Raw genomic sequence first — 21396 nt, 5'->3', positions numbered from 1 at the left:
CCTCCCTGCTTCCGGGCACGCTGAGTTATAGGCTCGTTAGGTCCAGGTGAAGCGGCACCGCGCAGCGGGGAGGTAGTCGCGTGCACGGCTCAGATCCTCAGGAGGGTCCTCTCGTCGGCGAGGACGGTGAGGTCGGCTATCGCGGGGTCACCGCGTGCCAGGCGGTCGGTATCAGCTATCGCCAGCTCGACTACTGGGCCCGCACCGCGCTCGTCGTGCCCAGCATCCGTGACGCGTCGGGTTCCGGCACGCAGCGCCTCTACTCGTTCCGCGACCTGGTGGTACTCAAGGTGGTGAAGCGCCTGCTCGACGCCGGGGTGTCGCTGCAGAACATCCGCAAGGCGATCGAGACGCTCCGCTCGCGCGGGGTGGACGACCTGGCCGGCATCACGCTGATCTCCGACGGCACCACCGTGTACGAGTGCCGCTCGCCGGAGGAGGTCGTGGATCTGCTCCAGGGCGGCCAGGGCGTCTTCGGCATCGCCATCGGCGGGGCCTTCAAGGAGATCCAGGGCTCGCTGTCGCACCTGCCCGCCGAGCCCGCCGCCGCGCCGCAGCCGGTCGGCGCCCCGGCCGAGCCGGCGGCCGGTGACGAGCTGGCCGCCCGCCGCGCCCGCCGCCGCGCGGGCTGATCCCGCGCGCCGCCGGGCCGGCGCCTCTTCAGGGTGACGGCCGGTCCCCGGCCACCGCCGGGACGGACCGCAGCAGGCGCAGCACCAGGGCCAGCGGCGGCCACGCGGCCCGGCCGCGCCGGACCACGGCGTAGCTGCGCAGCGAGACCGGGGCGCCGGGCAGCGGCAGCAACCGCACGCCGGGCGCCGGCGGCCGCCCGGCCGGCAGCAGGCCCACGCCCAGGCCCGCCACGATGAGGTCCTCGACCAGCTCCAGGCTGTCGGCCCGATGCGCGACGCGGGCCTCGACGCCCTCCAGGGACGCGACGGTGCGGACCACCTCCTCGTCCGCCGTGTTGCGCGAGTTGACGATCCAGTCCGCGGCCGCGAAGTCGGCGAAGCGGGTGCCGGGCGCCCCGGCCGGCACGGCGAGCCCCCACGGCACCGACCACAGGGCGGTCGTCTCCAGCGTGGCGTCGAAGGCCGCCGGGGCGAGGTTGTAGTCGTAGGTCAGCGCCAGGTCGACCGCGTCGGCGGCGAGGAGCGCGAACGCCTCGGACGGCTCGTGCTCGTGGATGAGCAGGCGGACCCGGGGATGGTCGCGGGCGAGGACGGCCGCGGCCGGCAGCAGCGAGCGGCGTACGGCGGTGGCGAAGCCGGCCACCCGCACGTCCCCGGACGGCACCGCGTCCGGATCCAGGTCCAGGCGCGCGGCGTCGACCGCGGCGAGGATGGTGACCGCGTGCTCGGCCAGCCGGCGCCCGGCCGGGGTGAGCCGCACCCGCCGGCCGTCCGGCTCGACGAGGGTCGCGCCGGCCTCCCTGGCCAGGACGGCGAGCTGCTGGGACACGGTGGAGGTGGTGAGGTGCATCGCATCCGCCACCTCGCGCATCGACCCTCGTCGCGACAGTTCGAGCAGTAGGCGCAGGCGGCGGGTCTCCACCGAAAGATTGTCCGTCATCGTCGAACGGTATGTCCATGACTATCACGTGGACGCGAACGGTGGACCGGGCTTTCACTGGAGCGCATGCGTAGTGACGCCCGTACCGGGACGGCGATGGCCCTCGCCGCGATGCTCCTCGTCCAGCTCGGCCTGGCCGCCTCGACCGGCCTGCTGGACCGCCTCGGCGCGGCGGGCACCGCCTGGCTGCGGCTCGCCTGGGCGGCGGTCGTCCTGCTCGTGCTCGTGCGCCCGCGCCCCCGCGCGTTCTCCCGCGACACGCTGCTCGCCTGCGCGGCGCTGGGAGTCGTGACGGCCGGCGTGACGATCCTGTTCATGGCGGCCGTCGCCCGGCTGCCGCTGGGCACCGCCAGCGCCCTGGAGTTCCTGGGCCCGCTCGGCGTCGCGGTGGTGCGCGGGCGGCGGGGCACCGCGCTGTGGCCGGCGCTGGCGGCGGTGGGGGTGGTGCTGCTCACCGAGCCCTGGCAGGGCGGCATCGACCCGGCCGGCGCGGCGTTCGCGCTGGGGGCGGCGGCGTGCTGGGCGGCGTACATCGTGCTGACCCAGCGGGTGGGCGACGGCGTCTCGGGGCTGCGCGGGCTGGCGGTGTCGATGCCGGTCGCCGCCCTGGTCGCCACCGTGGTCGCCGGCCCCTCGGTGCTCGTGGGGCTGACCTGGCAGGTGGCGCTCGCCGGGCTCGCCCTGGCGGTGATCCTGCCCGTGGCGCCGTTCGCGCTGGAACTGCTGGCACTGCGCCGGCTCACCATGTCGGCCTTCGGCACGCTGATGAGCATCGAGCCGGCCCTCGCGCTGATCATCGGCCTGGTCGTGCTGGGCCAGCGGCCCGGCTGGGGCCCGCTCGTCGGCATCGCCGTCGTGGTGGCGGCGGGCATCGGCGCCGAACGCACGGGCAGCCGCCGCGAACCCGCACCCGAGCGCCCGGCGGTCTCGGTTCCCGCGGCCGCCGGCGCCTGCTGAGGCCGGGCCAGGACGGGTGACGCCCGGAAAAGGTTGACAACGATCGAGATCAACTTTTCGGGGCCCTCACGGGTCTTCTCTGTCGCACTGCCCCTCGTGCGAAGGAGAAGACCATGCCCGTCCGCGGTCCCGCCGCCCAGGCCGTCCTTGCCGCCGCCCTGCTCGCCGGCTGCACTCCCGCCACCGCCGGCCCCGGTGGCGCCGCACCGGCGTTCGTGCCCGCGTCGCCGCCGGCGTCGCCGCGCGCCGCGGCCGCCCCGAAGCCGCGCCTGGAGAAGATCACCTATCCAGCCGCGGGCGCCGGGGCGTTCACCGCCGCCGGCGCCGAACCCGCCGGGGCGCGCCACGGCACCCTGTTGCGCTACCGGGTTCTGGTGGAGAAGGACATCAAGGGCATCAGCGCGGCCACGTTCGCCGACGCCGTCCGGGCGACGCTCGCCGACCCGCGGGGCTGGACCGCCGGCGGCGACCGGTCGTTCCGCCGGGTGGACCGCCGGCAGCCGCACGACTTCACGGTCTACCTGGTGACGCCCGGCACCCGCGACCTGCTGTGCCAGGACGCCGCCGACGGCTACACGTCCTGCCGCAACGGCGACAAGGTGGTCCTCAACGTGGCCCGCTGGGCCAAGGGCGTGCCGGGATACCGGGCGGGCCTGCCGGTCTACCGGCAGTACCTGGTCAACCACGAGGTCGGCCACCGCCTCGGCCAGGGCCACGAGCTGTGCCCGGGCAAGGGCCGGCCCGCGCCGGTCATGCAGCAGCAGACCCTCGGTATGCACGGCTGCACGCCGAACCCCTGGCCTTACCGCGACGGCGAGCGGTACGCGGGCGCCCCGGGCGCCTACGAGGACGAGGTGCCCCCGCGCGAGGGCGGTTCCTCCTGAGCCACCTCAGGCGCCGTGGTCGCCCTCGCGTCCCGGTGCGGCGTCGTCGTACGCCCCCGGCCGGCCGGCATAGCGCTTGCCGTCCCGGTACGGCCACGGGTTGGCGGCGCAGCCGTGCATCCCCAGCGTCTGCTGCTGCATGACCGGCGCGGGCCGGCCCGCGCCGGGACACAGCTCGTGGTCGTGGCCCAGCCGGTGACCCACCTCGTGGTTGACCAGGTACTGCCGGTAGACCGGCAGCGCGGCGCCGTAGCCGGGTACGCCCTTGGCCCAGCGGGCCACGTTGAGCACGACCTTGTCGCCGTTGCGGCAGGACGTGTAGCCGTCGGCGGCGTCCTCGCAGAGCACGTCGCGGGTCACGGGGGTGACCAGGTAGATCGTGAAGTCGTACGGCTGACCCGGGCCGACGCGCCGCAGCCGCAGCGTGCCCTCGGCCGTCCACCCGCGCGGGTCGTCGAGGGCGGCGGTGACCGCGTCGGCGAACGTACCCACGCTGACGCCCTTGATGTCCGACTCCATGAGCACCCGGTAGCGCAGCAGCGTGCCCCGCTTGCCGCCGGTGCGGTCCGAGCCGGGCGCCGTCCGCCAGTCGCCCCGGCCGCGCGCCGGATAGGTGATCTTCTCCACTCGGGTGGCCCGGTCGGTCTTCGGCGTCGGCCGGGTGGGAGCGGGCGGTGCGGGCGGCGGTGCCGCGACGGCCGGCCGGTCGGCCGGGGTGCCCGGGGAGTGGACCGCGATGCCGATCAGGACGAGTCCGGGCAGCACGAGCAGCAGCAACGCCGCCAGCACCGACCAGGACCGTGTCACGCCTGACCATCGGCTGGGGCGCCGGTGCGCTGAGCGCTTGGTCACGCCGCCGCCGGCTCGGTCACGCTCCGGCCACCCATCGTGTCACTCCCGTCGTCGCCGCGGATGTCAGGCAGACAGAAGAAGATAGAGAAGCGGATGTGTGGCGGATGTGAATAAAACTCCGCACCTTTTCTGTCGGAGGCGGACGCTACGGTCTGCCGGTGACCGCACACATCGACGACTTCTACCGCGACGTGGCCACCATCGCGCTCGGGGTGGCGCGCAAGCACGGCTTCGTGCTCGGTGGCGGCGTCGCCTGGCTCGTCAACGGCCTGGTCCGGCGCCACACCGAGGACATCGACCTGTTCACCGACACCGCCGGCGCGGTGCGGGCCGCCGCCGCCGGGGTGACGCGGGCCCTCACCGAGGCGGGATACCAGGTGTTCCGGGAGACCGGCGAGGAGATGTTCGCCGGCATGGACGAGGACCTGCGGGAGTACCACGTCGCCGACGGCCGCCGGGCGCTGCGGCTGACGCTCACCCGGCTCGACCGGCGCCGCGCCCCGGTGGTCATGGACGTCGGCCCGGTCATGCACCTCGACGACCTGGTCGCGTCCAAGGTCGCCGCCCTGGTCAACCGGCGCGAGGTCCGAGACTACATCGACGTGGCCGCCGCCCTCGAGCGCTATCCGCTGGCCCGGGTGCTCGCCCTGGCCCACGCGCTCGACGAGTCCCTCGATGCCGACGACATCGCCGACGCCGGGCGCTACCTGGACCGCCTCGACGACGCCCGGTTCGCGGTCTACGGCCTCGGCCCCGGCGAGGTGGCGGCGCTGCGCCGCCGCCTGGCGTCCTGGCCCCGCTGACCCCCTTCCGGCCGCCGGCAACCCATTGGCAACCGAGCGGGTCCCGCGCCGCAACCGGCGACGCCGAATCTTGCTGTCAGCGAGGCCAGTCACACCGGAAAGGCTCCCGACATGCGCCTGAGAATCGGTTCCACCATCGCCGTCTTCGCCGCCGTCATCGGCCTCGCGGGCAGCGTCGCCGGCCCGATCTACGCGGCGTTCGCCGCGTAGGTCACGCTCCACTCCACAGCAAGGTCCCTTCCGTGGCCGGGCGCGGTGCGCGCCCGGCCACGGTGCTGTGTGCCACCGGGCTGCTCATAGACTGCAGGCATCATGACGCTGACCGAACGCCTGCCCGGCACCGCCGAACCCGACGCCGTCTTCGACGCCTTCCAGACCTGGGCGACCGAGCAGGGCCTGACGCTCTACCCGCACCAGGAAGAGGCGCTCATCGAGATCGCCACCGGGGCGAACGTCATCCTCAACACCCCGACCGGCTCCGGCAAGAGCCTGGTGGCCACCGGCGCGCACTTCGCGGCGCTGGCCGACAAGCGCACCACCTTCTACACCGCGCCGATCAAGGCACTGGTGTCGGAGAAGTTCTTCGCCCTCTGCGCGACGTTCGGCGCGCACAACGTCGGCATGCTGACCGGCGACGCCAGCGTCAACGCCGACGCCCCCATCATCTGCTGCACCGCCGAGATCCTCGCCAACCTGGCGCTGCGCGAGGGCGCCGAGGCGGACGTCGGCCAGGTCGTCATGGACGAGTTCCACTTCTACGCCGAGCCCGACCGGGGCTGGGCCTGGCAGGTGCCGCTCATCGAGCTGCCCCAGGCGCAGTTCCTGCTCATGTCGGCGACGCTCGGTGACACCACCCGCTTCGTCGAGGACCTGACCCGGCGCACCGGCCGGGAGACCGCCGTGGTCGCCAACGCCGAGCGGCCGGTCCCGCTGATGTTCTCGTACGCGATGACGCCGCTGCACGAGACCATCGAGGAGCTGCTCACCACCCGCCAGGCGCCGGTGTACATCGTGCACTTCACCCAGGCGGCCGCCCTGGAACGGGCGCAGTCGCTGATGAGCATCAACATGTGCACCCGCGCCGAGAAAGATGCCATCGCCGCCGCGCTGGGCAACTTCCGGTTCACCGCGGGCTTCGGGCGTACGCTGTCGCGCCTGGTCCGCCACGGCATCGGCGTGCACCACGCGGGCATGCTGCCCAAGTACCGCCGCCTGGTGGAGACCCTCGCCCAGGCCGGCCTGCTCAAGGTCATCTGCGGCACGGACACCCTCGGCGTCGGCATCAACGTCCCGATCCGCACGGTGCTGTTCACCGGCCTGTCCAAGTACGACGGGGTGCGGACCCGCCTGCTCAAGGCCCGCGAGTTCCACCAGATCGCCGGCCGCGCGGGCCGGGCCGGCTTCGACATCCTCGGCACGGTCATCGTGCAGGCGCCCGAACACGTCATCGACAACGAGCGCGCGCTCGCCAAGGCCGGCGACGATCCCAAGAAGCGCCGCAAGGTGGTCCGCAAGAAGCCACCGGAGGGCACCATCGGCTGGGGACAGCCCACGTTCGACCGGCTGGTCGCGGCCGATCCCGAGCCGCTCACCTCGTCGTTCCAGGTCTCGCACGCGATGCTGCTGAACGTCATCGCCCGCGGCGGCGACCCGTTCGCGTCCATGCGGCACCTGCTCACCGACAACCACGAGGAGCCCGCCGCCCGGCGCCGGCACATCCGCCGCGCCATCGCCATCGCCCGGGCGCTGCTCGCCGGCGGGGTGATCGAGAAGGTCGGCGGCGCCTACCGCCTCGTGGACGACCTGCAGCTCGACTTCGCCCTCAACCAGGCCCTGTCCCCGTTCGCGCTGGCCTGCCTCGAACTGCTCGACAAGGAGTCGCCGGACTATCCGCTCGACGTCGTGTCGGTCATCGAGGCGACCCTGGAGGACCCGCGCCAGGTGCTGTCGGCCCAGCAGTTCAAGGCCAAGGGCGAGGCGGTCAACGCCATGAAGGCCGAGGGCATCGAGTACGACCAGCGCATGGAGCTGCTCGAGGAGGTCACGTACCCCAAGCCCCTGAGGGAGCTCCTCGAAGCCGCATACGAGACCTACCGGCGCGGACACCCCTGGGTCGCCGACCACGAGCTGAAGCCCAAGGCCGTCGTCCGTGACATGTACGAGCGCGCGATGACCTTCACCGAGTACGTGTCCTTCTACGGCCTGTCCCGCTCCGAAGGGCTCGTGCTGCGCTACCTCGCCGACGCGTTCCGGGCGCTGCGCCAGACGGTGCCGGAGGACGCACGGACGGAGGAGCTGACGGACCTCATCGAATGGCTCGGCGAGCTGGTCCGCCAGGTGGACTCCAGCCTGCTCGACGAGTGGGAGCGGCTGCGCAACCCGGGCGCGGAGATCGCCGAACCGGCCCCGCTGGACGACAGGCCGCCGGCGGTCACCCGCAACACCCGCGCCTTCCGCGTCCTGGTCCGCAATGCCATGTTCCGCCGAGTAGAGCTGTTCGCGCTGCGCCGCGCGGAGGAGCTGGGCGAGCTGGACGCGGAGTCGGGCTGGACGACGGACCGCTGGATCGAGGCGCTGGAGGACTACTACGCCGAGTACCCGGTGGTCGGCACCGGCCCGGCGGCCCGCGGCCCGGCGCTGCTGCACATCGACGCGGGCCCGGCCGTGTGGAAGGTCCGCCAGGTCTTCGAGGACCCGGAGGGTGACCACGACTGGGGCATCGACGCCGAGATCGACCTGGCCGCCAGCGACGAGGCCGGCGCCGCGGCGATCCGCATCCTCGCCGTCGGGCCGCACTGAGGTGCCCCTGAGGCCGGTGTTCCTGGGGTTACCCAGGTGACCCCGGTCCCGGCTCCGGGTCCGCGGCATCTCGCCGATTCGCCGGGCGGACGCCCTCGTCATGCCATGCTTTGTGCGCAGGAGAGCGGTGTGCGGCACCCGTGACGAAGGGCGACCAGCGATGACGACTGCCCTGCCCGTGGCGGTTCTTTCCTCACCGAGACGGGTCGCCCGGGACATGTGTCATGAGGCGGCGAGGGACGGCCGGCGCTGGCACCAGGACCCGTCGCCCACCGATGCCCGCACCGAGGGGATGCGCGACCGCGACCGCATCCTCTACTCCTCGGCGTGGATGCGGCTCACCGGCGTGACGCAGGTGGTCAACCACCGCCCCTGCGACTCGATCCTGCTGCACAACAGGATGACGCACTCCCTGCGCGTCGCCCAGGTGTCCCGCAGCATCGCCGAACAGCTGCTGATCGGCGACGCGGAGCAGGACATGGAGCGCCGGGACAGGCTGCGTGCCCTGGGCGGCCTGGACGTCGACGTCGCCGAGGCCGCCGGCCTCGCCCACGACCTGGGTCACGCGCCGTTCGGTCCCGCGGGGGAGCGGATCCTCGACGAGGTGGCCCGCACGGAGCTGGGACTCGCCGACGGCTTCTCACCGCACGCGCAGACGCTGCGCATCGTCTCCCGGCTCGAACGCAAGTACCAGGGGTCACCCGGGATGGACCTCACCCGGGCGACCCGCGCCGCGATCCTCAAGTACCCGTGGGTGCGCCGGCCGATGCTGGTGGACCACGACGACTTCGTCGAGGGCGATCCGGACTACCGCCGGCACTGGTGCAGGTTCGGCGCGTACGTGGAGGACAGCACCGAGATCTCCGAGGCCCGCTGCTTCTGCGCCGACGCCCTTGCCGGCGAGGTGCAGACCCTGGAGGCCTCGATCCTGGATGTGGCCGACGACATCAGCTCCGCGATCCACGACCTGGAGGACTTCCTGCTCGCCCGGGTCGTCGACGTCGAGGCGGTGCGGGAGCTCGTCGACGACCACTCGCCGGCCGTCGTGTCCTTGCAGCGCAAGCTGGCCGGCGACTACGCGGACTACTTCGACGCGTCCCTCATGGCACAGGCGCTCCGCCGCGTCCGCGAGCGTCTGCTGCGGGCCGTACCCCGGCCCTTCACCGGTCTCGCCGACGAGATCGGCCAGGTGCGCTGGCACTGCTCGCAGCTGATCGGCGAGTACATCGCCGACGTGCATCTGGCCCCCGGAGCCCCCGCCGAGCCGCACTGGCCGGGCGGGCCGTTCATCGGCCTGGGGCCGCTGAGGTGGCACGAGATCCAGATCCTGAAGGCGATCAGCGGCCACGTCATCACGTCGCGGGTCGTCGGCGACCGCCAGACCGGGGACAAGGCGACCCTGCGGCTGGTGGCGGTCCGGCTGGCGGAGCTCCTGGAGTCCGACCCCGCACTGCTGCCGGACCCGATGCGGCGCATGCTGCGCTCCATCGACCAGGACCCGGCCTTCGACCCGGACGGCTCCCTGCGCCGGCGGCTCATCCCGGACTTCCTGTGCGGGCTGACCGACAGCCAGGTCGACGACCTCTTCGACTGGCTCTACGGCCGCCAGGCGCGGTCCGCGAAACCACGCTTGTACTGAGGCTTACCCGCACACCCCGGCCAGGCTCCTACCCGGCGCGGCCCGCCCCGCCGCTCGCGCCGCGAGGCTCGGGGTGCCGCCGCCTCGGCGGCGCGGACGTCGTCAGGGCGGTCCGGGGCGCGTGGACCTAGGCCGACGCCCGGCGGCGCAGGCTCGGGTGGCGGGCTTCCCAGGCCGCGCGGACGCCGCGGGGCAGGTTGAGCTCCGGCCAGACCCGCGCCAGCGTCGGCCCGTCGAGGTGCGCGCGCAGCTCGTCGACGCGGATCGCCTCGCGCAGCACGTTCTCGTACATCCACAGCAGCATCGTGCGCTCGCCGAGGTCGAAGGCGCGGCGGGGATGCCACCAGAGGCGCAGCGGCAGCTCGACCAGGCCGCGGGTCGGCCCGGTGAGCTCGGCGAGGGTCCCGGCGACCACGACGGGCCGGTGCGGACGCGCCAGGTGGGCGACCGGTGCGTCGCTCGCGCGGGTGGGCATGGGGACCAGCGTAAACCGCCGCCGACCAGCACCGGGTAACCCCTAGGTTCCTAGGATGCTCTAGGCGCGGAGCGCCCGGACACCCCGAAGACGACGGCTTCGCCGACCGCCCCACCCGGCCCCGGCTCGGCCGGCCCGGAGACGATCAGGGGCGAAGGCGCCGATGATCAGCCGGAGCCGCTCAGCTGCCGTCGACCGTGCCGGAGAGCCGGGCGCGGACGACCAGCTGGTGCAGTGCCTCGACCGCCGCCGGTGCGCTGCCGCCGGGCGGCGACGCGTTTGAGCTGGTCGCGGGCGTATGCGCCGTACGTCTGGGCGACCTTGCGGGAGAGGAAGGCCGTGCGGGCCGCACGCAGCTCGTGGCCGTCCGGGGTGGCGTGTTCGACCAGCGGTGTCCAGAGCACTTCCAGCACCGTGGGGTTGGCTTGCAGGGCGAGGGTGCAGAAGCGTTCGATCTCCCAGGAGAACTGTTCCTCGCGGGGGCCGTCGAGGTGGGTGGGCGGCTTGTCGAGGTGCCAGAACGCGCGGGTGGGCGCGGCGAAGACGCCTCGGCGGTCGTGGTCGGAGTCCGGGCCGTCGAGGCCGTACGCGCGGGAGCCGACCACCACCGCGAGGACGGTGTGGGGCGGGTAGGTCACACACCACACCCTAGGAGGAGGGTGCCGGACAACGTCGCTGGTAGGTTGTTCGCAGCCGTACCACCCACGCGGGAGAGACCGCCGGTTCGCCGGTGGCGCCGAAGGGGCAAATCCTCCCCGGAACCTCTCAGGCAAAAGGACCGCGGGGGCAGGCGACTCTGGAGTGCGCTCGTGGGTATGACAGAGGGGGAGGTTGCCCGTCGACCTCGTCGCCCCTGGAGCCGCCATGACGTTCGCACATCGCCACATCGGTCCGGATCCGGACGCGCAGACCCAGATGCTCAAGGCGGTCGGGTACGCGTCGCTGGAGGCGCTGATGGATGCCGCGATCCCGGAGGTGATCCGCTGGCACGGCACGCTGGAGCTGCCGCCGGCCGCCTCCGAGGAGGAGACGATCGCGGAGCTGCGGGAGATCGCCGGGCGCAACGCGCTCAGCACGTCGATGATCGGGCTGGGCTACTACGGGACGGTGACGCCGGCGGTGATCCGGCGCAACGTGCTGGAGAACCCGGCGTGGTACACGGCGTACACGCCGTACCAGCCGGAGATCAGCCAGGGGCGCCTGGAGGCGCTGCTGAACTTCCAGACGATGGTGACCGACCTGACGGGCATGGCCACGGCGAACGCGTCGATGCTGGACGAGGGCACGGCGGTCGCGGAGGCGATGACGCTGGCGCGCCGCTCGTCGAAGAGCAAGAGCAACGTGTACGCGGTGGACGCGGACACGTTGCCGCAGACCCTGTCCGTGCTGCGGACCCGGGCGGAGCCGCTGGGCATCGAGGTGCGCCTGGTGGACCTGGACGCGGGCGCGGAGCTGCCGGCGGAGTTCTTCGGGCTGCACCTGCAGTATCCGGGTGCGTCCGGCGCGGTGCGCGACCACAAGCCGCTGGTGGCGGCGGCGCACGCGGCGGGTGCGCTGGTGACGGTGGCCGCGGATCTGCTGGCGCTGACGCTGCTGCGCGCGCCGGGTGAGATCGGTGCGGACATCGCGGCGGGCACGACGCAGCGGTTCGGGGTGCCGCTGGGCTTCGGCGGGCCGCACGCCGGCTATCTGGCGGTGCGCGCCGGCCTGGAGCGGTCGCTGCCGGGCCGGCTGGTCGGCGTGTCGCGCGACGCGGACGGCGCCCCGGCGTACCGGCTCGCGTTGCAGACGCGTGAGCAGCACATCCGCCGGGAGCGGGCGACGAGCAACATCTGCACCGCGCAGGTCCTGCTGGCGGTGATGGCGAGCATGTACGCGGTCTACCACGGCCCGCGGGGGCTGCGGGCGATCGCCGAGCGGGTGCACGGGCACGCGCTGGCGCTGGCGGGCGGTCTGCGGTCTGCGGGCGTGGAGGTGGCGCACGCGGCGTTCTTCGACACGGTGACCGCGGTGGTCCCGGCCCGGGCGGCGGCGGTGGTCGCGACGGCGGCGGAGGCCGGCATCGACCTGCGCTTCGTCGACGAGGACCGGGTGTCGGTCGCGTGTGACGAGACCACCACGGCGGCGGTCGTGGCGCAGGTTTTGGCGGCCTTCGGTGCCGCGCCGGCGGCGCCGGCGGAGTGTGGTGCGCGTCCGCTCGCGCGTACGTCGAACTATCTGACCCATCCGGTGTTCTCGACGCATCACTCGGAGACGGCGATGCTGCGCTATCTGCGCCGGCTGTCCGATTCCGACTATGCGCTGGACCGGGGCATGATCCCGCTGGGGTCGTGCACGATGAAGCTGAACGCGACCACGGAGATGGAGCCGGTCACGTGGCCGGAGTTCGCGAACATCCACCCGTTCGCGCCGGCGTCGCGCACGGCGGGCTACGAGGCGCTGGTGGCGCAGCTGGAGGCCTGGCTGGCGGAGATCACCGGGTACGACGCGGTGAGCGTGCAGCCGAACGCGGGTTCGCAGGGTGAGCTGGCGGGCCTGCTGGCGATCCGGGGCTATCACCGGTCGCGCGGCGACGTGCACCGCGACGTGTGCCTGATCCCGTCGAGCGCGCACGGCACGAACGCGGCCAGCGCGGTGATGGCGGGCATGCGGGTGGTCGTGGTGGCGTGCGACGACAACGGCAACGTGGACCTGGCGGACCTGGATGCGAAGATCGACCGGCACCGCGACGCGCTCGCCGCGATCATGGTGACGTACCCGTCGACGCACGGGGTGTACGAGCGGGGCATCGCGGAGCTGTGCGCCAAGGTGCACGACGCGGGCGGGCAGGTGTACGTCGACGGCGCGAACCTGAACGCGCTGGTCGGGTTCGCCCGCCCGGGCAGGTTCGGTGCGGACGTGTCGCACCTGAACCTGCACAAGACGTTCTGCATCCCGCACGGCGGCGGTGGGCCGGGTGTGGGCCCGGTGGCGGTGCGCTCGCACCTGGCGGAGTTCCTGCCGGGCGATCCGCTGGAGCCGGGCGATCACCATGCGGTGTCGGCGGCGGCGCATGGTTCGGCGGGCATTCTGCCGATCTCGTGGGCGTACCTGCGGATGATGGGCCCGGACGGCCTGGCGCAGGCGACGTCGGTGGCGGTGCTGGCGGCGAACTACGTGGCGGTGCGCCTGCGCGAGCACTACCCGGTGCTGTACGCGGGCAACGAGGGCCTGGTCGCGCACGAGTGCATCCTGGACCTGCGGCCGATCACGAAGGCGACGGGCGTGTCCGTGGACGACGTGGCGAAGCGGTTGATCGACTACGGCTTCCACGCGCCGACGATGTCGTTCCCGGTGGCGGGCACGTTGATGGTGGAGCCGACCGAGAGCGAGGATCTGGCGGAGCTGGACCGGTTCTGCGAAGCGATGATCGCGATCAAGGGCGAGATCGACCGGGTGGCGGCGGGGGAGTGGCCGCGGGACGACAATCCGCTGCGTCACGCCCCGCACACGGCGGCGGCGGTGTCGGCGGACGAGTGGCCGCACGCGTATCCGCGGTCGCTGGCGGGTTTCCCGGAGGGTGTGGACCGGTCGGCGAAGTACTGGCCGCCGGTGCGCCGCATCGACGGTGCCTACGGGGATCGGAACCTGGTGTGTTCGTGTCCGTCGCCGGAGGCGTTCGAGGAGTGAGTGGGGGCGGTCGCCGGGCCGGTGGCGTTCACCGGCCGGTGTCGCGCCCGGACACCGCTGCGGGTGTCGCGTGGCGCCGCTCGGTTCGGCCGGGCGGGGCCACGGCGGGGCCGGGCCGGCCCCGGGTGTGCCGCGGGGCCGGTCAGGCGGCGAGGGCGTGGCGGGCCGGGCCGCGGTGCGGTTCGATCTTGCTGCCGTCGGGCAGCAGCTCGCCGGTGTCCTCGAAGAGGATGACGCCGTTGCAGAGCAGGCTCCATCCCTGCTCGGGGAAGGTCGCCACGATGCGGGCCGCCTCGCGGTCCACGGCCTCAGCGGAGGGGCAGGGAGTTTGGTGCTGGCACATCGGAGGTCTCCGTGTCGGGGGTTGTGTCGTTCTTCACATCAACGGTGGCGAACACTACTCCCATCGGAACGAGTCCGGGTGGAGCGAGTGACGGTGCCCCATTGAGCGAATCCACTGTTCAGATGTTCCACGGTGGCCGCGGATACGACCACTGTGCGACAGCGGCGCCAGCCGTTCCACCGGGTTCTCCGGCCTCCTGCCAGCGCCGTCACCGTCCGTCATGCCGGTTCGAGTGGTCCCAGAGTGACGGTGGTGACCCTGCTGAGCTTGTGACAGCTTGGCTGGAGGACAACGGACTGCCGGTGCGAAAATTGGGCCGAACGGCCAGTGGTTTTCACCCGTTCGGCGCCGGGACCCCCTGCGGCTCTTCACTGTACGTGTCGGCCGCGGCCGGTTCGGTGATGGCCGGCGGGGCGCCCGGGCGGCCGAGCCCGGTTCCCGGAATCCCCGACGTGGTAGCGGTTCTGTACCGGCACACCGACGGCGGGCAGCCCACCCCGGACGACCTCCCGGCGCTGCCGAACGGTGACTCCGAGTCATCTCCGGCCGCCTGGTCCCTGGGACCCTGGGAGGACAGCTGGACCCGGGAGGAGCACGCACACGCGGTCCGTCAGGTCCGTGCGGCGATCCGCCGGGGGGACGTCTATCAGGTGAACGTCGTAGGCCATGTGAGCGCGCCGTACACGGGAGATCCGGGCCCGGCCCTACAGCGGGTAACCACATTGCCCGGAGCGCGGTATGGCGGGATTCTGACAGGGCGCGACTGGGCGATCGCGACGGCCTCGCCGGAGACCCTGGTGGAGGTCCGCGGCGGCCGGGTCGTCACGCGGCCCATCAAGGGCACCCGCCCGGCCACTCCGGAGGGCCGCCGGGAGCTGCTCGGCTCCGCCAAGGAGCGGGCCGAGCACGTGATGATCGTCGACCTGGAGCGCAACGACCTGTCCCGGCTGGGCGGCGTCGGCCCGGTGCGGGTGGACGAGCTGTTCGCCGTGCGCCGCTGGTCCGGCCTCTGGCAGGCCGAGTCGCAGGTGTCCGCGCCGATCGAGGCCGATCTCGGCCTGGCGGGGCTGCTGCGCGCGATGTGCCCGGGCGGCTCGGTGACGGGTGCACCCAAGCTGGCCGCCCTGGACGTGATCGCCGCCCTGGAGCCGGTCGGGCGCGGCGTCAGCATGGGCGCCCTGGGCTGGGTCGGCACCGACCACCTGGACCTGGGGCTGACCATCCGCACGGCCGCGGTCGCCGGCGGCCGGGTGCACCTGTGGGCCGGCGGAGGCATCACCTGGGACAGCGACCCCGGCGCGGAGGTGGACGAGGCGGCCGCCAAGGCGGGCCCGATCCGGGCCGCGCTGGCGGGCGGACGGCCCGGCTCCGGTAACGAGTGACGGGGCTTCCGGTGCATACAGTGGATCGTTAGGGTTGGGGCATGACTGTGCGTCCCATCCGGATGTTCGGCGATCCCGTGCTGCGCACTCCCGCCGAGCCTGTGACCGTTTTCGATGACGACCTGCGCCGGCTGGTCACGGACCTGGAGGACACCGTGCGCGAGCCCGGCCGCGCCGGCGTCGCGGCCCCGCAGATCGGGGTCGGCCTGCGGGTCTTCTCGTACCACGTGGACGGCGTGGTGGGTCACCTCGTCAACCCGGTCCTGTCCGGCTTCGAGGGCGAGCAGGACGACGAGGAGGGCTGCCTGTCGCTGCCCGGGATGGGCTTCGCCACCCCGCGGGCGATGGCGGTCACCGCGACCGGCTTCGACATGCACGGCGAGCCGCTGACCATCGCGGGCACCGGCTTCCTGGCCCGCGCGCTGCAGCACGAGACCGACCACCTCGACGGCCGTCTCTACATCGACATCCTGACCGGGGACACCCGCCGCCAGGCGCTGCGGGAGTTGCGCCGCACCCGTCCCATGCCGGCATGACCACCCCCGGGCCCCGGCGGGACGTCGTCCGCCTGGCCGCGGAGTCGCTCGCCGCGGGCGATGCGACCGGCTGGTTCGAGCGGCTGTACGCGCAGGCCGGCGCCGGGGCGGCCGAGGTGCCCTGGGACGTGCCGCAGCCCAGCCGGTACCTCGCGGAGTGGGCCCGGCGCGGCGCCGTCGCCGGGGGCGGTCGCCGGGCCCTGGTGGTCGGGTGCGGGCTCGGCCGCGACGCCGAGTTCCTGGCCGGGCTGGGCTTCGCGGTGACCGCCTTCGACATCTCCGGCACCGCGGTGCGCACCGCCCGGCAGCGGCATCCGGACTCGCCGGTCGGCTACGTCGTGGCGGACCTGCTCGAGCCGCCGGCCTCCTGGCGGCACGGCTTCGACCTGGTCGTGGAGAGCAACAACGTGCAGGCCCTGCCGGAGCCGCTGCGCGGCCGGGCGATCGCCGCCGTCGCGCCGCTGGTGGCGCCCGGCGGGACCCTGCTGGTGATCGCGGCGGCCGCGACGCCCGAGCCCGAGGGCCCGCCGTGGCCGCTGTCGCGGCGTGAGATCGACGCCTTCGGCGCCGGCCTCACGCCGGTGTCCGTGGAGCACCTCGGCGACCCGGACGACCCGCGGGTGGCCCGGTGGCGCGCCGAGTTCCGGGCCGCGCCGTGACCGGCGCCGGCCCGGGGCGTCAGAGCCGGCGGATGATCTCCGGCAGGTCGGGCGGGTCCAGCCCGGGCAGGCCGGGCAGCTCGTCCAGGTCCAGCCAGACGTGACCGGTCAGGACCTCCTGCTCGTCGGGCAGCAGCCCGCCGCGGCCCAGCGCGGGTCGCGGTGAGCCGAAGCGGGCCAGGAAGAACCGCTCGGGTCCGGTGAAGCGCCGCCCCTTCCAGACGAAGTCGCGCGGCACCTCGACCCAGCGGTCCAGCACGGCCGCCGGGTCGAGGCCGGTCTCCTCGGCCAGCTCGCGCCGGGCCGCCTGCCAGTGCGTCTCGCCGGGGTCGAGGCCACCGCCGGGCGGCTCCCAGATCTCGTGCCCGTCGACCGGGTCGCGCCAGTGCAGCAGCAGCACCCGCTCGTCGGCGTCGAGGCAGACGATCCGGGCGGCGGGTCGGTGGGTGACGTCCATCAGACCACGATGAACGACGGCGGCGGGTGGCGCAGGAACCGGTCGTGAGAGATGTCCCACCCGTACGCGCCGGTGCGGGCGAAGACCAGCACGTCGCCGACGGCCAGCTCGGCCACGTGCCGGTCGCGGGCGAGCACGTCGCGCGGCGTGCAGAGCTCGCCGGCCGCGTCGAGCGTGACGTCGCGCCAGCGCGGGCGCGGCCAGTCGTACGGCCACCGGTCGCGGGGCAGCACGGTGAACGGGTGGCTGTAGCCCCAGGCGGCGGGGAGCCGGAAGTGGTGGGTGCCGCCGCGCAGGACGGCGAACCGGCGGCCGTGGGTGTGCTTGAGGTCGAGGACCTCGGCGGCGTACCAGCCGGCGTCGGCGGCGAGGATGCGGCCCGGCTCCACGATCAGCTCCACGCCGGGCGGCACGGTGACGCCGGCGCCGACGGCGGCCAGGTCGACGGTGGCGTCGCCGGCATGGTCGACGCCGAGACCGCCGCCGGCGTTGACGGTGCGCAGGGTGAGGCCGTACCGGCGGGCGGCCCCGGCCGACCATGCCAGCGCGTCGGCGAGGAAGCGGGCGTGCGCGGGGCCGTCCAGGTTGTTCGACACCGCGTGCAGGTGGAAGCCGGTGATCGCCACGTGCGCGTGCGGCAGTGCCAGCACCTCGCCGAGCTGCGCCTCGTCGACGCCGAACGGGGTCGGCGCACCGGTCATGGCGTGGCTGCCGGGCAGGGCGGCGCCGGCGCGGTTGACCCGTACGCAGGCGCTCACGACGACCCCCGCGGCGCGGGCCAGGCGGTCCAGCCGGAGCAGCTCGTGGCCGCTCTCCACGTTGACCTGCGCCCCGGCGGCGATCGCCGCGGCCAGCTCGGCGTCGGTCTTGCCGGGCCCGCCGACCACGATGCGCCGGGCACCCGCGGCCCGGGCCAGCTCCAGCTCTCCCGCGGAGGCCACCTCCAGGCCGTCGCAGACCTCCGCCAGGGTCCGCACGACCTCCGGGTGCCCGTTGGCCTTCACCGCGTAGAGCAGGGTGGCGAAGGGCAGCGCGGCGCGCACGGCGGCGGCCCGCTCGCGCAGCGACCGGCGGTCGTAGACGTAGGCGCAGACGGGCGACGGCAGCTCGCGCAGCGCGGCGAGGACCCGCTCAGGCGGCGGCATGCAGCGGATTCTCCACGAGCAAGTATTCGTCGCCCGCGCCGGCCAGGCGCATCCGCACCAGCGCCTTGTGCGGCACGAACGGGGCGGTGAACGCGGCGTGGTCCGCGCGGCCGGCGTCGCCGAGCGCGTCGTAGGTCTCGTCCACGACGCGGCGCACGATGCGCCAGGCCGCGTCCTCGGCCAGGCCGTGCGACTCGCCCAGCCGCAGCACCAGCTCGCCGAGATGGGCCTGCAAGGCGGTGTATCCGATCTTGGCGCGGAGCACGCCCTCGTCGCGGGTGCCCACCACCGAGCCGGGCCAGAGCGGCACCTCGTGGCCCGCGGCGGCCAGCCGGCCCGGGTGCAGGCGCAGCCCGGCGAAGTCGCGGACGGCCAGCCGGTGCGGCACGCCGGCCACGAAGGTGGGCAGGCAGTTCTGCAGGTGCGCCTCCAGGGCCACGCCCCGCACGGTGAGACGCAGCAGCGGCGGCAGCAGCAGCCTCGCGTACGCGTCGAGGAAGCCGGCCGCGGCCCCGGCGTCGTCGCGGCGCCCGGTGGTGGCGGCGAACGTGGCGACCAGGCCGGCGGCGAGCACCGGCAGCGCGCCACCGGCGACGGCCTGCTCGCCCGGGTGCAGCCGCCCGGTGAGCCCGTCGCGCAGGATCGCCGACATGTCGCGGCCCGCGGCCGGCACCGCGGCGCCGCCGGTCTCGGCCATCAGCAGCAGCCGGTCGGCGTCCGGGTCCGCGGCGGCGAGGCGGTGCAGCAGCGCCGACACGCCCGGGCCGTTGCGGGTGCTGGCCACCGAGATCCCCCGCCGGGTCGAGGTGACCTGGATGTCGAGGGAGAGCTTGAGGTAGCGGCGGCTGCCGTCGGCCGCGGCGGGCAGCAGCAGGGTGCGCAGCGCCGCGGTGGGGACCGCGTCGAGCTCGTCGTCGAGGATCCGCACGGCCCCGGCGGCGAGCAGGGCGCGGTGGCGGGCGGGCACGACCGTGTCGCGCTGCCAGGCGTGCACGGGCTGCAGGCGGAATCCGGCCGGCGCGGCCGCCAGCCCCGGGTACGCGGCGCGCAGGGCGCTGCCGAGGTCGTCACCGAGGTGGGCGTCGTCGCGGACGGCGAGGAACCCGACCCGGGTCCGCCCGGCCTCCAGGTCGTGGGCGAGGACGTCGGCGGGGTCCCAGCCGAGCCGGGTCCGGCCGCACGGGTGCAGGTTGTGCCCGGCGACGGCGAGCCGCTCGGCGGCCACGGCCTGCGCGTCGGGGTCCCCGCCGGCCGTGACGGGTTGCTGCCGGGCCAGGGCGATGGCCAGGTTGACCACGGCGTTGCGCAGCTCGGCGGCGAACCCGGCGGCGTTGCCGGGCAGCCCGGCCGGCAGCAGGTCGGCCGGGTCGCCGGCGCCGGCGTGCGCGTACTCGACGCGGCGGAAGGCGTGCACCTCGTCGCCGGGTGCGGCGGCCGCCAGGCCCTCGCGCACCAGCGCGCCGCGCAGCCGGCGCCCGACGACGTCGGCGGCGACGGGCAGAGCCGCGGCGAACGCTTCCCGCAGGTGCGGGGCGTGCACCGCGAGACACGCGCCCGCGTCGGCGGCGCCGGCGACGAGGGGGTCGGCCACGGAAGGTGTCATGATGCCGCCATCGGGTTGTCGAGGTGGGTCCACAGGTCGTCGAGCGGGTCGGCGGCGAGGCGCATCGCCGTGGTCGCCTTCACGGGCAGCGGCTCGCGGAGCATCGCCGCGGCGTCGCCGGTGCCGGCCGAGGCCAGCGCCGCGGCGGCGATCGCCCACAGCTTCGCCGGATCGGCCCCGCCGCGTGCGCCGACGGCGACCAGCTGAGCGGTGACCGTGCCGAGCGCGGCGGCCAGCTTGGTGCGCAGCACGGCCGGGTCGTCGCTGGGCAGCTCGCCCCGCAGCGGCGGCGGGTCGAAGCCCGCGGCGCGCAGGCGCTCGGCGCCGACCCGGACGCCGCCGAGGTCGCGGTAGACGATCCGGACGGGACGCCCGTGGCGCAGCACGACCAGGGTGTTCTGCCCGTGCGCCTCCAGCGCGACACCCCGGTCGAGGACCGCCAGCAGCGGCGGGAACAGCAGGTGGGTGAGGTCGTGCCACCAGGCGTACGGGTCGGCGGCGGCGTGCCACAGCAGGGGCCGCCCGTCGTACGGGTCGGCGGCGGCGAGCGCGGCCAGCGGCACGACCGTCTCGCCGGGGCCGGTCGCCGGGGCGTTGCGGCGCAGGTGGGCGAGGTGGCGCTCGGGGCGCCCGCCGACCAGGACCGCGCCTGCGCCGTACTCGGCCAGGACGGTCAGCGGCAGCCCGGCGGTCACGTCGCGCAGCAGGGCGGACAGCCGGGGGCCGTTGTGCACGGCGGCGGGGGAGACCGTCCGTACGGCGGAGGTCATCTGTACGTCCACCGCGGTCTTGACGTGCCCGGCGGCGGCGGCGACGGTGCGCAGCGACATCAGCGGGCGCACGGGCCCGGTCTCGCCGTCGTCGCGCAGGTAGGGATGGCGGTCGCGCAGGTGCGCCGCCTGCCACGGGTGGGCGAGCAGGAGCGGGGGGCCGTCGCCGTACCAGCGGTCGGCGGGCACCCGCAGCCGCCGCAGGCGCAGGGTGGGCCGGTGTTCCGGGCCGTACGCCAGCACCGCGGCGACGTCCATGCCGGCGCGGGTGCGGCAGCAGGGGTGCAGCGGGTGCCCGTCGAGGACGAGCTGCTCCACGGTGGCCAGGTCGGGCGCGCTCGCCAGCAGGGGCGCCGCCGTGGGCGGTGGCGGGTCGGCGTACGCGAGGGCGAGGTTCGCCACACTGTTGGCGATCTCGTCGTGGAAGCTCGCCGCCCAGCCCAGCGCCCGGACCAGCGCGGCCGGATCGGTGATCTCCTCGACGCGTGCCGTGCCGGGGGCACCGTCGCCGGGGGTGAGCCGGCAGGTGAGGCCGGCGGGCGGCACCGCGAACGGCGCCGCCGCCCCGGCCGGGTGGGTCAGGACGCGGCCGCCGGCCAGGGTGACCGCGCCGGGCGCGCGGGCGGCGACGCCGGGCAGCGGTTCGCGGTGCAGCGCCCCGAGCAGGCGGGCGAGAATCTCCGCGCGGGCCCGGGGCAGCGCCCGGTCGTACGCCTCGACCAGCCCGGGACGGAGGGTGCCCAGCTCGGCGCGGGTCCGGTCGGAGTCGGGCGGGGGCACGATGCCCATTCTCCGGCACGGCACCCCCAGCAGTCCCGCTGGCCCCTAACATCCTAGGACGGCTCACCGGG

General features: G+C 74.4%; 18 protein-coding genes, 1 pseudogene and 1 riboswitch. Of the genes and pseudogenes, 10 read left to right on the top strand and 9 right to left on the bottom strand.

The features are described 5' to 3' along the window. Nucleotides 1–80 precede the first annotated feature (80 nt). A complete protein-coding gene (locus IEY99_RS16405; RefSeq protein WP_189204087.1) occupies nt 81–632 on the top strand; it encodes a MerR family transcriptional regulator in 552 nt (183 codons plus the stop codon). Nucleotides 633–660: 28 nt separating this feature from the next. Here the strand turns inward: IEY99_RS16405 and IEY99_RS16400 are convergent, their stop codons facing one another. Then, entirely contained in the window at nt 661–1572 is a 912-nt protein-coding gene (locus IEY99_RS16400; protein WP_229798780.1) for a LysR family transcriptional regulator, read from the bottom strand. 66 nt (nt 1573–1638) lie between these two features. Here IEY99_RS16400 and IEY99_RS16395 point away from each other — a divergent pair, with 66 nt between their 5' ends. Next, nucleotides 1639–2529, top strand: coding sequence for an EamA family transporter (locus IEY99_RS16395; protein ID WP_229798778.1), 891 nt, complete (start codon nt 1639–1641; stop codon nt 2527–2529). Nucleotides 2530–2642: 113 nt separating this feature from the next. Further along, nucleotides 2643–3413: a DUF3152 domain-containing protein gene (locus IEY99_RS16390; RefSeq protein WP_189204085.1), complete on the top strand. Its 771-nt coding sequence runs from the start codon at nt 2643–2645 to the stop codon at nt 3411–3413. A 6-nt stretch (nt 3414–3419) separates the two neighbouring features. On the opposite strand, the gene IEY99_RS16385 is transcribed toward IEY99_RS16390, so the two are convergent. Next, nucleotides 3420–4220 carry a DUF3152 domain-containing protein gene (locus tag IEY99_RS16385; RefSeq protein WP_229798776.1) on the bottom strand — a complete coding sequence of 267 codons (801 nt, stop codon included), beginning with the start codon at nt 4218–4220 and terminating at the stop codon, nt 3420–3422. Between the two features lie 203 nt (nt 4221–4423). Here IEY99_RS16385 and IEY99_RS16380 point away from each other — a divergent pair, with 203 nt between their 5' ends. The 3 genes from IEY99_RS16380 to dgt all read left to right on the top strand — a co-directional run bounded on the left by IEY99_RS16380 (nt 4424) and on the right by dgt (nt 9506). After that, nucleotides 4424–5068 carry a nucleotidyl transferase AbiEii/AbiGii toxin family protein gene (locus IEY99_RS16380; protein WP_189204083.1) on the top strand — a complete coding sequence of 215 codons (645 nt, stop codon included), beginning with the start codon at nt 4424–4426 and terminating at the stop codon, nt 5066–5068. 312 nt (nt 5069–5380) lie between these two features. Continuing rightward, complete coding sequence (locus IEY99_RS16375) at nt 5381–7867, top strand: DEAD/DEAH box helicase (RefSeq protein ID WP_189204081.1); 2487 nt, start codon at nt 5381–5383, stop codon at nt 7865–7867. Nucleotides 7868–8027: 160 nt separating this feature from the next. Continuing rightward, nucleotides 8028–9506, top strand: coding sequence for a dGTP triphosphohydrolase (gene dgt / locus IEY99_RS16370; protein WP_189204079.1), 1479 nt, complete (start codon nt 8028–8030; stop codon nt 9504–9506). 127 nt (nt 9507–9633) lie between these two features. Here the strand turns inward: dgt and IEY99_RS16365 are convergent, their stop codons facing one another. After that, the gene (locus tag IEY99_RS16365) at nt 9634–9981 is read right to left on the bottom strand and encodes a hypothetical protein (protein ID WP_189204077.1); all 348 of its coding nucleotides are present in this window, start codon (nt 9979–9981) and stop codon (nt 9634–9636) included. 248 nt (nt 9982–10229) lie between these two features. Next, nucleotides 10230–10619, bottom strand: a pseudogene (locus IEY99_RS16360) (nucleotidyltransferase domain-containing protein); the annotation flags it as partial. A 59-nt stretch (nt 10620–10678) separates the two neighbouring features. Continuing rightward, a riboswitch (glycine riboswitch) is annotated at nt 10679–10772 on the top strand. Nucleotides 10773–10845: 73 nt separating this feature from the next. Between IEY99_RS16360 and gcvP the strand changes: the two are divergent. Beyond that, nucleotides 10846–13650 carry an aminomethyl-transferring glycine dehydrogenase gene (gcvP, locus tag IEY99_RS16355; RefSeq protein ID WP_189204073.1) on the top strand — a complete coding sequence of 935 codons (2805 nt, stop codon included), beginning with the start codon at nt 10846–10848 and terminating at the stop codon, nt 13648–13650. Nucleotides 13651–13792: 142 nt separating this feature from the next. On the opposite strand, the gene IEY99_RS16350 is transcribed toward gcvP, so the two are convergent. Beyond that, nucleotides 13793–13993 carry a DUF5999 family protein gene (locus IEY99_RS16350; protein ID WP_189204070.1) on the bottom strand — a complete coding sequence of 67 codons (201 nt, stop codon included), beginning with the start codon at nt 13991–13993 and terminating at the stop codon, nt 13793–13795. Nucleotides 13994–14115: 122 nt separating this feature from the next. Between IEY99_RS16350 and IEY99_RS16345 the strand changes: the two genes are divergently transcribed. The 3 genes from IEY99_RS16345 to IEY99_RS16335 are packed head-to-tail and all read left to right on the top strand — an operon-like array spanning nt 14116 to nt 16570. Beyond that, nucleotides 14116–15375, top strand: coding sequence for a chorismate-binding protein (locus IEY99_RS16345; RefSeq protein WP_189204807.1), 1260 nt, complete (start codon nt 14116–14118; stop codon nt 15373–15375). Nucleotides 15376–15416: 41 nt separating this feature from the next. Then, nucleotides 15417–15911 carry a peptide deformylase gene (def, locus tag IEY99_RS16340; protein WP_189204068.1) on the top strand — a complete coding sequence of 165 codons (495 nt, stop codon included), beginning with the start codon at nt 15417–15419 and terminating at the stop codon, nt 15909–15911. Continuing rightward, nucleotides 15908–16570 carry a class I SAM-dependent methyltransferase gene (locus tag IEY99_RS16335; RefSeq protein ID WP_189204066.1) on the top strand — a complete coding sequence of 221 codons (663 nt, stop codon included), beginning with the start codon at nt 15908–15910 and terminating at the stop codon, nt 16568–16570. The genes def and IEY99_RS16335 overlap by 4 nt, the downstream gene beginning before the upstream one ends. Before the next feature lie 19 nt (nt 16571–16589). On the opposite strand, the gene IEY99_RS16330 is transcribed toward IEY99_RS16335, so the two are convergent. From IEY99_RS16330 to IEY99_RS16315, 4 genes are read right to left on the bottom strand one after another with little or no spacing between them, the layout of a single operon-like run. After that, nucleotides 16590–17027: an NUDIX hydrolase gene (locus IEY99_RS16330; protein WP_189204064.1), complete on the bottom strand. Its 438-nt coding sequence runs from the start codon at nt 17025–17027 to the stop codon at nt 16590–16592. Beyond that, nucleotides 17027–18172, bottom strand: coding sequence for an alanine racemase (locus IEY99_RS16325; protein WP_189204062.1), 1146 nt, complete (start codon nt 18170–18172; stop codon nt 17027–17029). Before IEY99_RS16325 ends, IEY99_RS16330 begins: the two co-directional genes overlap by 1 nt. Then, nucleotides 18159–19775, bottom strand: coding sequence for an IucA/IucC family protein (locus IEY99_RS16320; RefSeq protein ID WP_189204060.1), 1617 nt, complete (start codon nt 19773–19775; stop codon nt 18159–18161). The genes IEY99_RS16325 and IEY99_RS16320 overlap by 14 nt, the downstream gene beginning before the upstream one ends. After that, nucleotides 19772–21334, bottom strand: a complete 1563-nt coding sequence (locus IEY99_RS16315; RefSeq protein ID WP_189204058.1) for an IucA/IucC family protein — start codon at nt 21332–21334, stop codon at nt 19772–19774. Before IEY99_RS16315 ends, IEY99_RS16320 begins: the two co-directional genes overlap by 4 nt. Nucleotides 21335–21396: the final 62 nt, after the last annotated feature.

The organism is Couchioplanes azureus (genome assembly GCF_014648355.1).
Classification (GTDB): domain Bacteria; phylum Actinomycetota; class Actinomycetes; order Mycobacteriales; family Micromonosporaceae; genus Actinoplanes; species Actinoplanes azureus.
The sequence above is the reverse complement of the archived record's forward strand: the minus strand, read 5'-3'. Positions and strand labels throughout refer to the sequence as shown.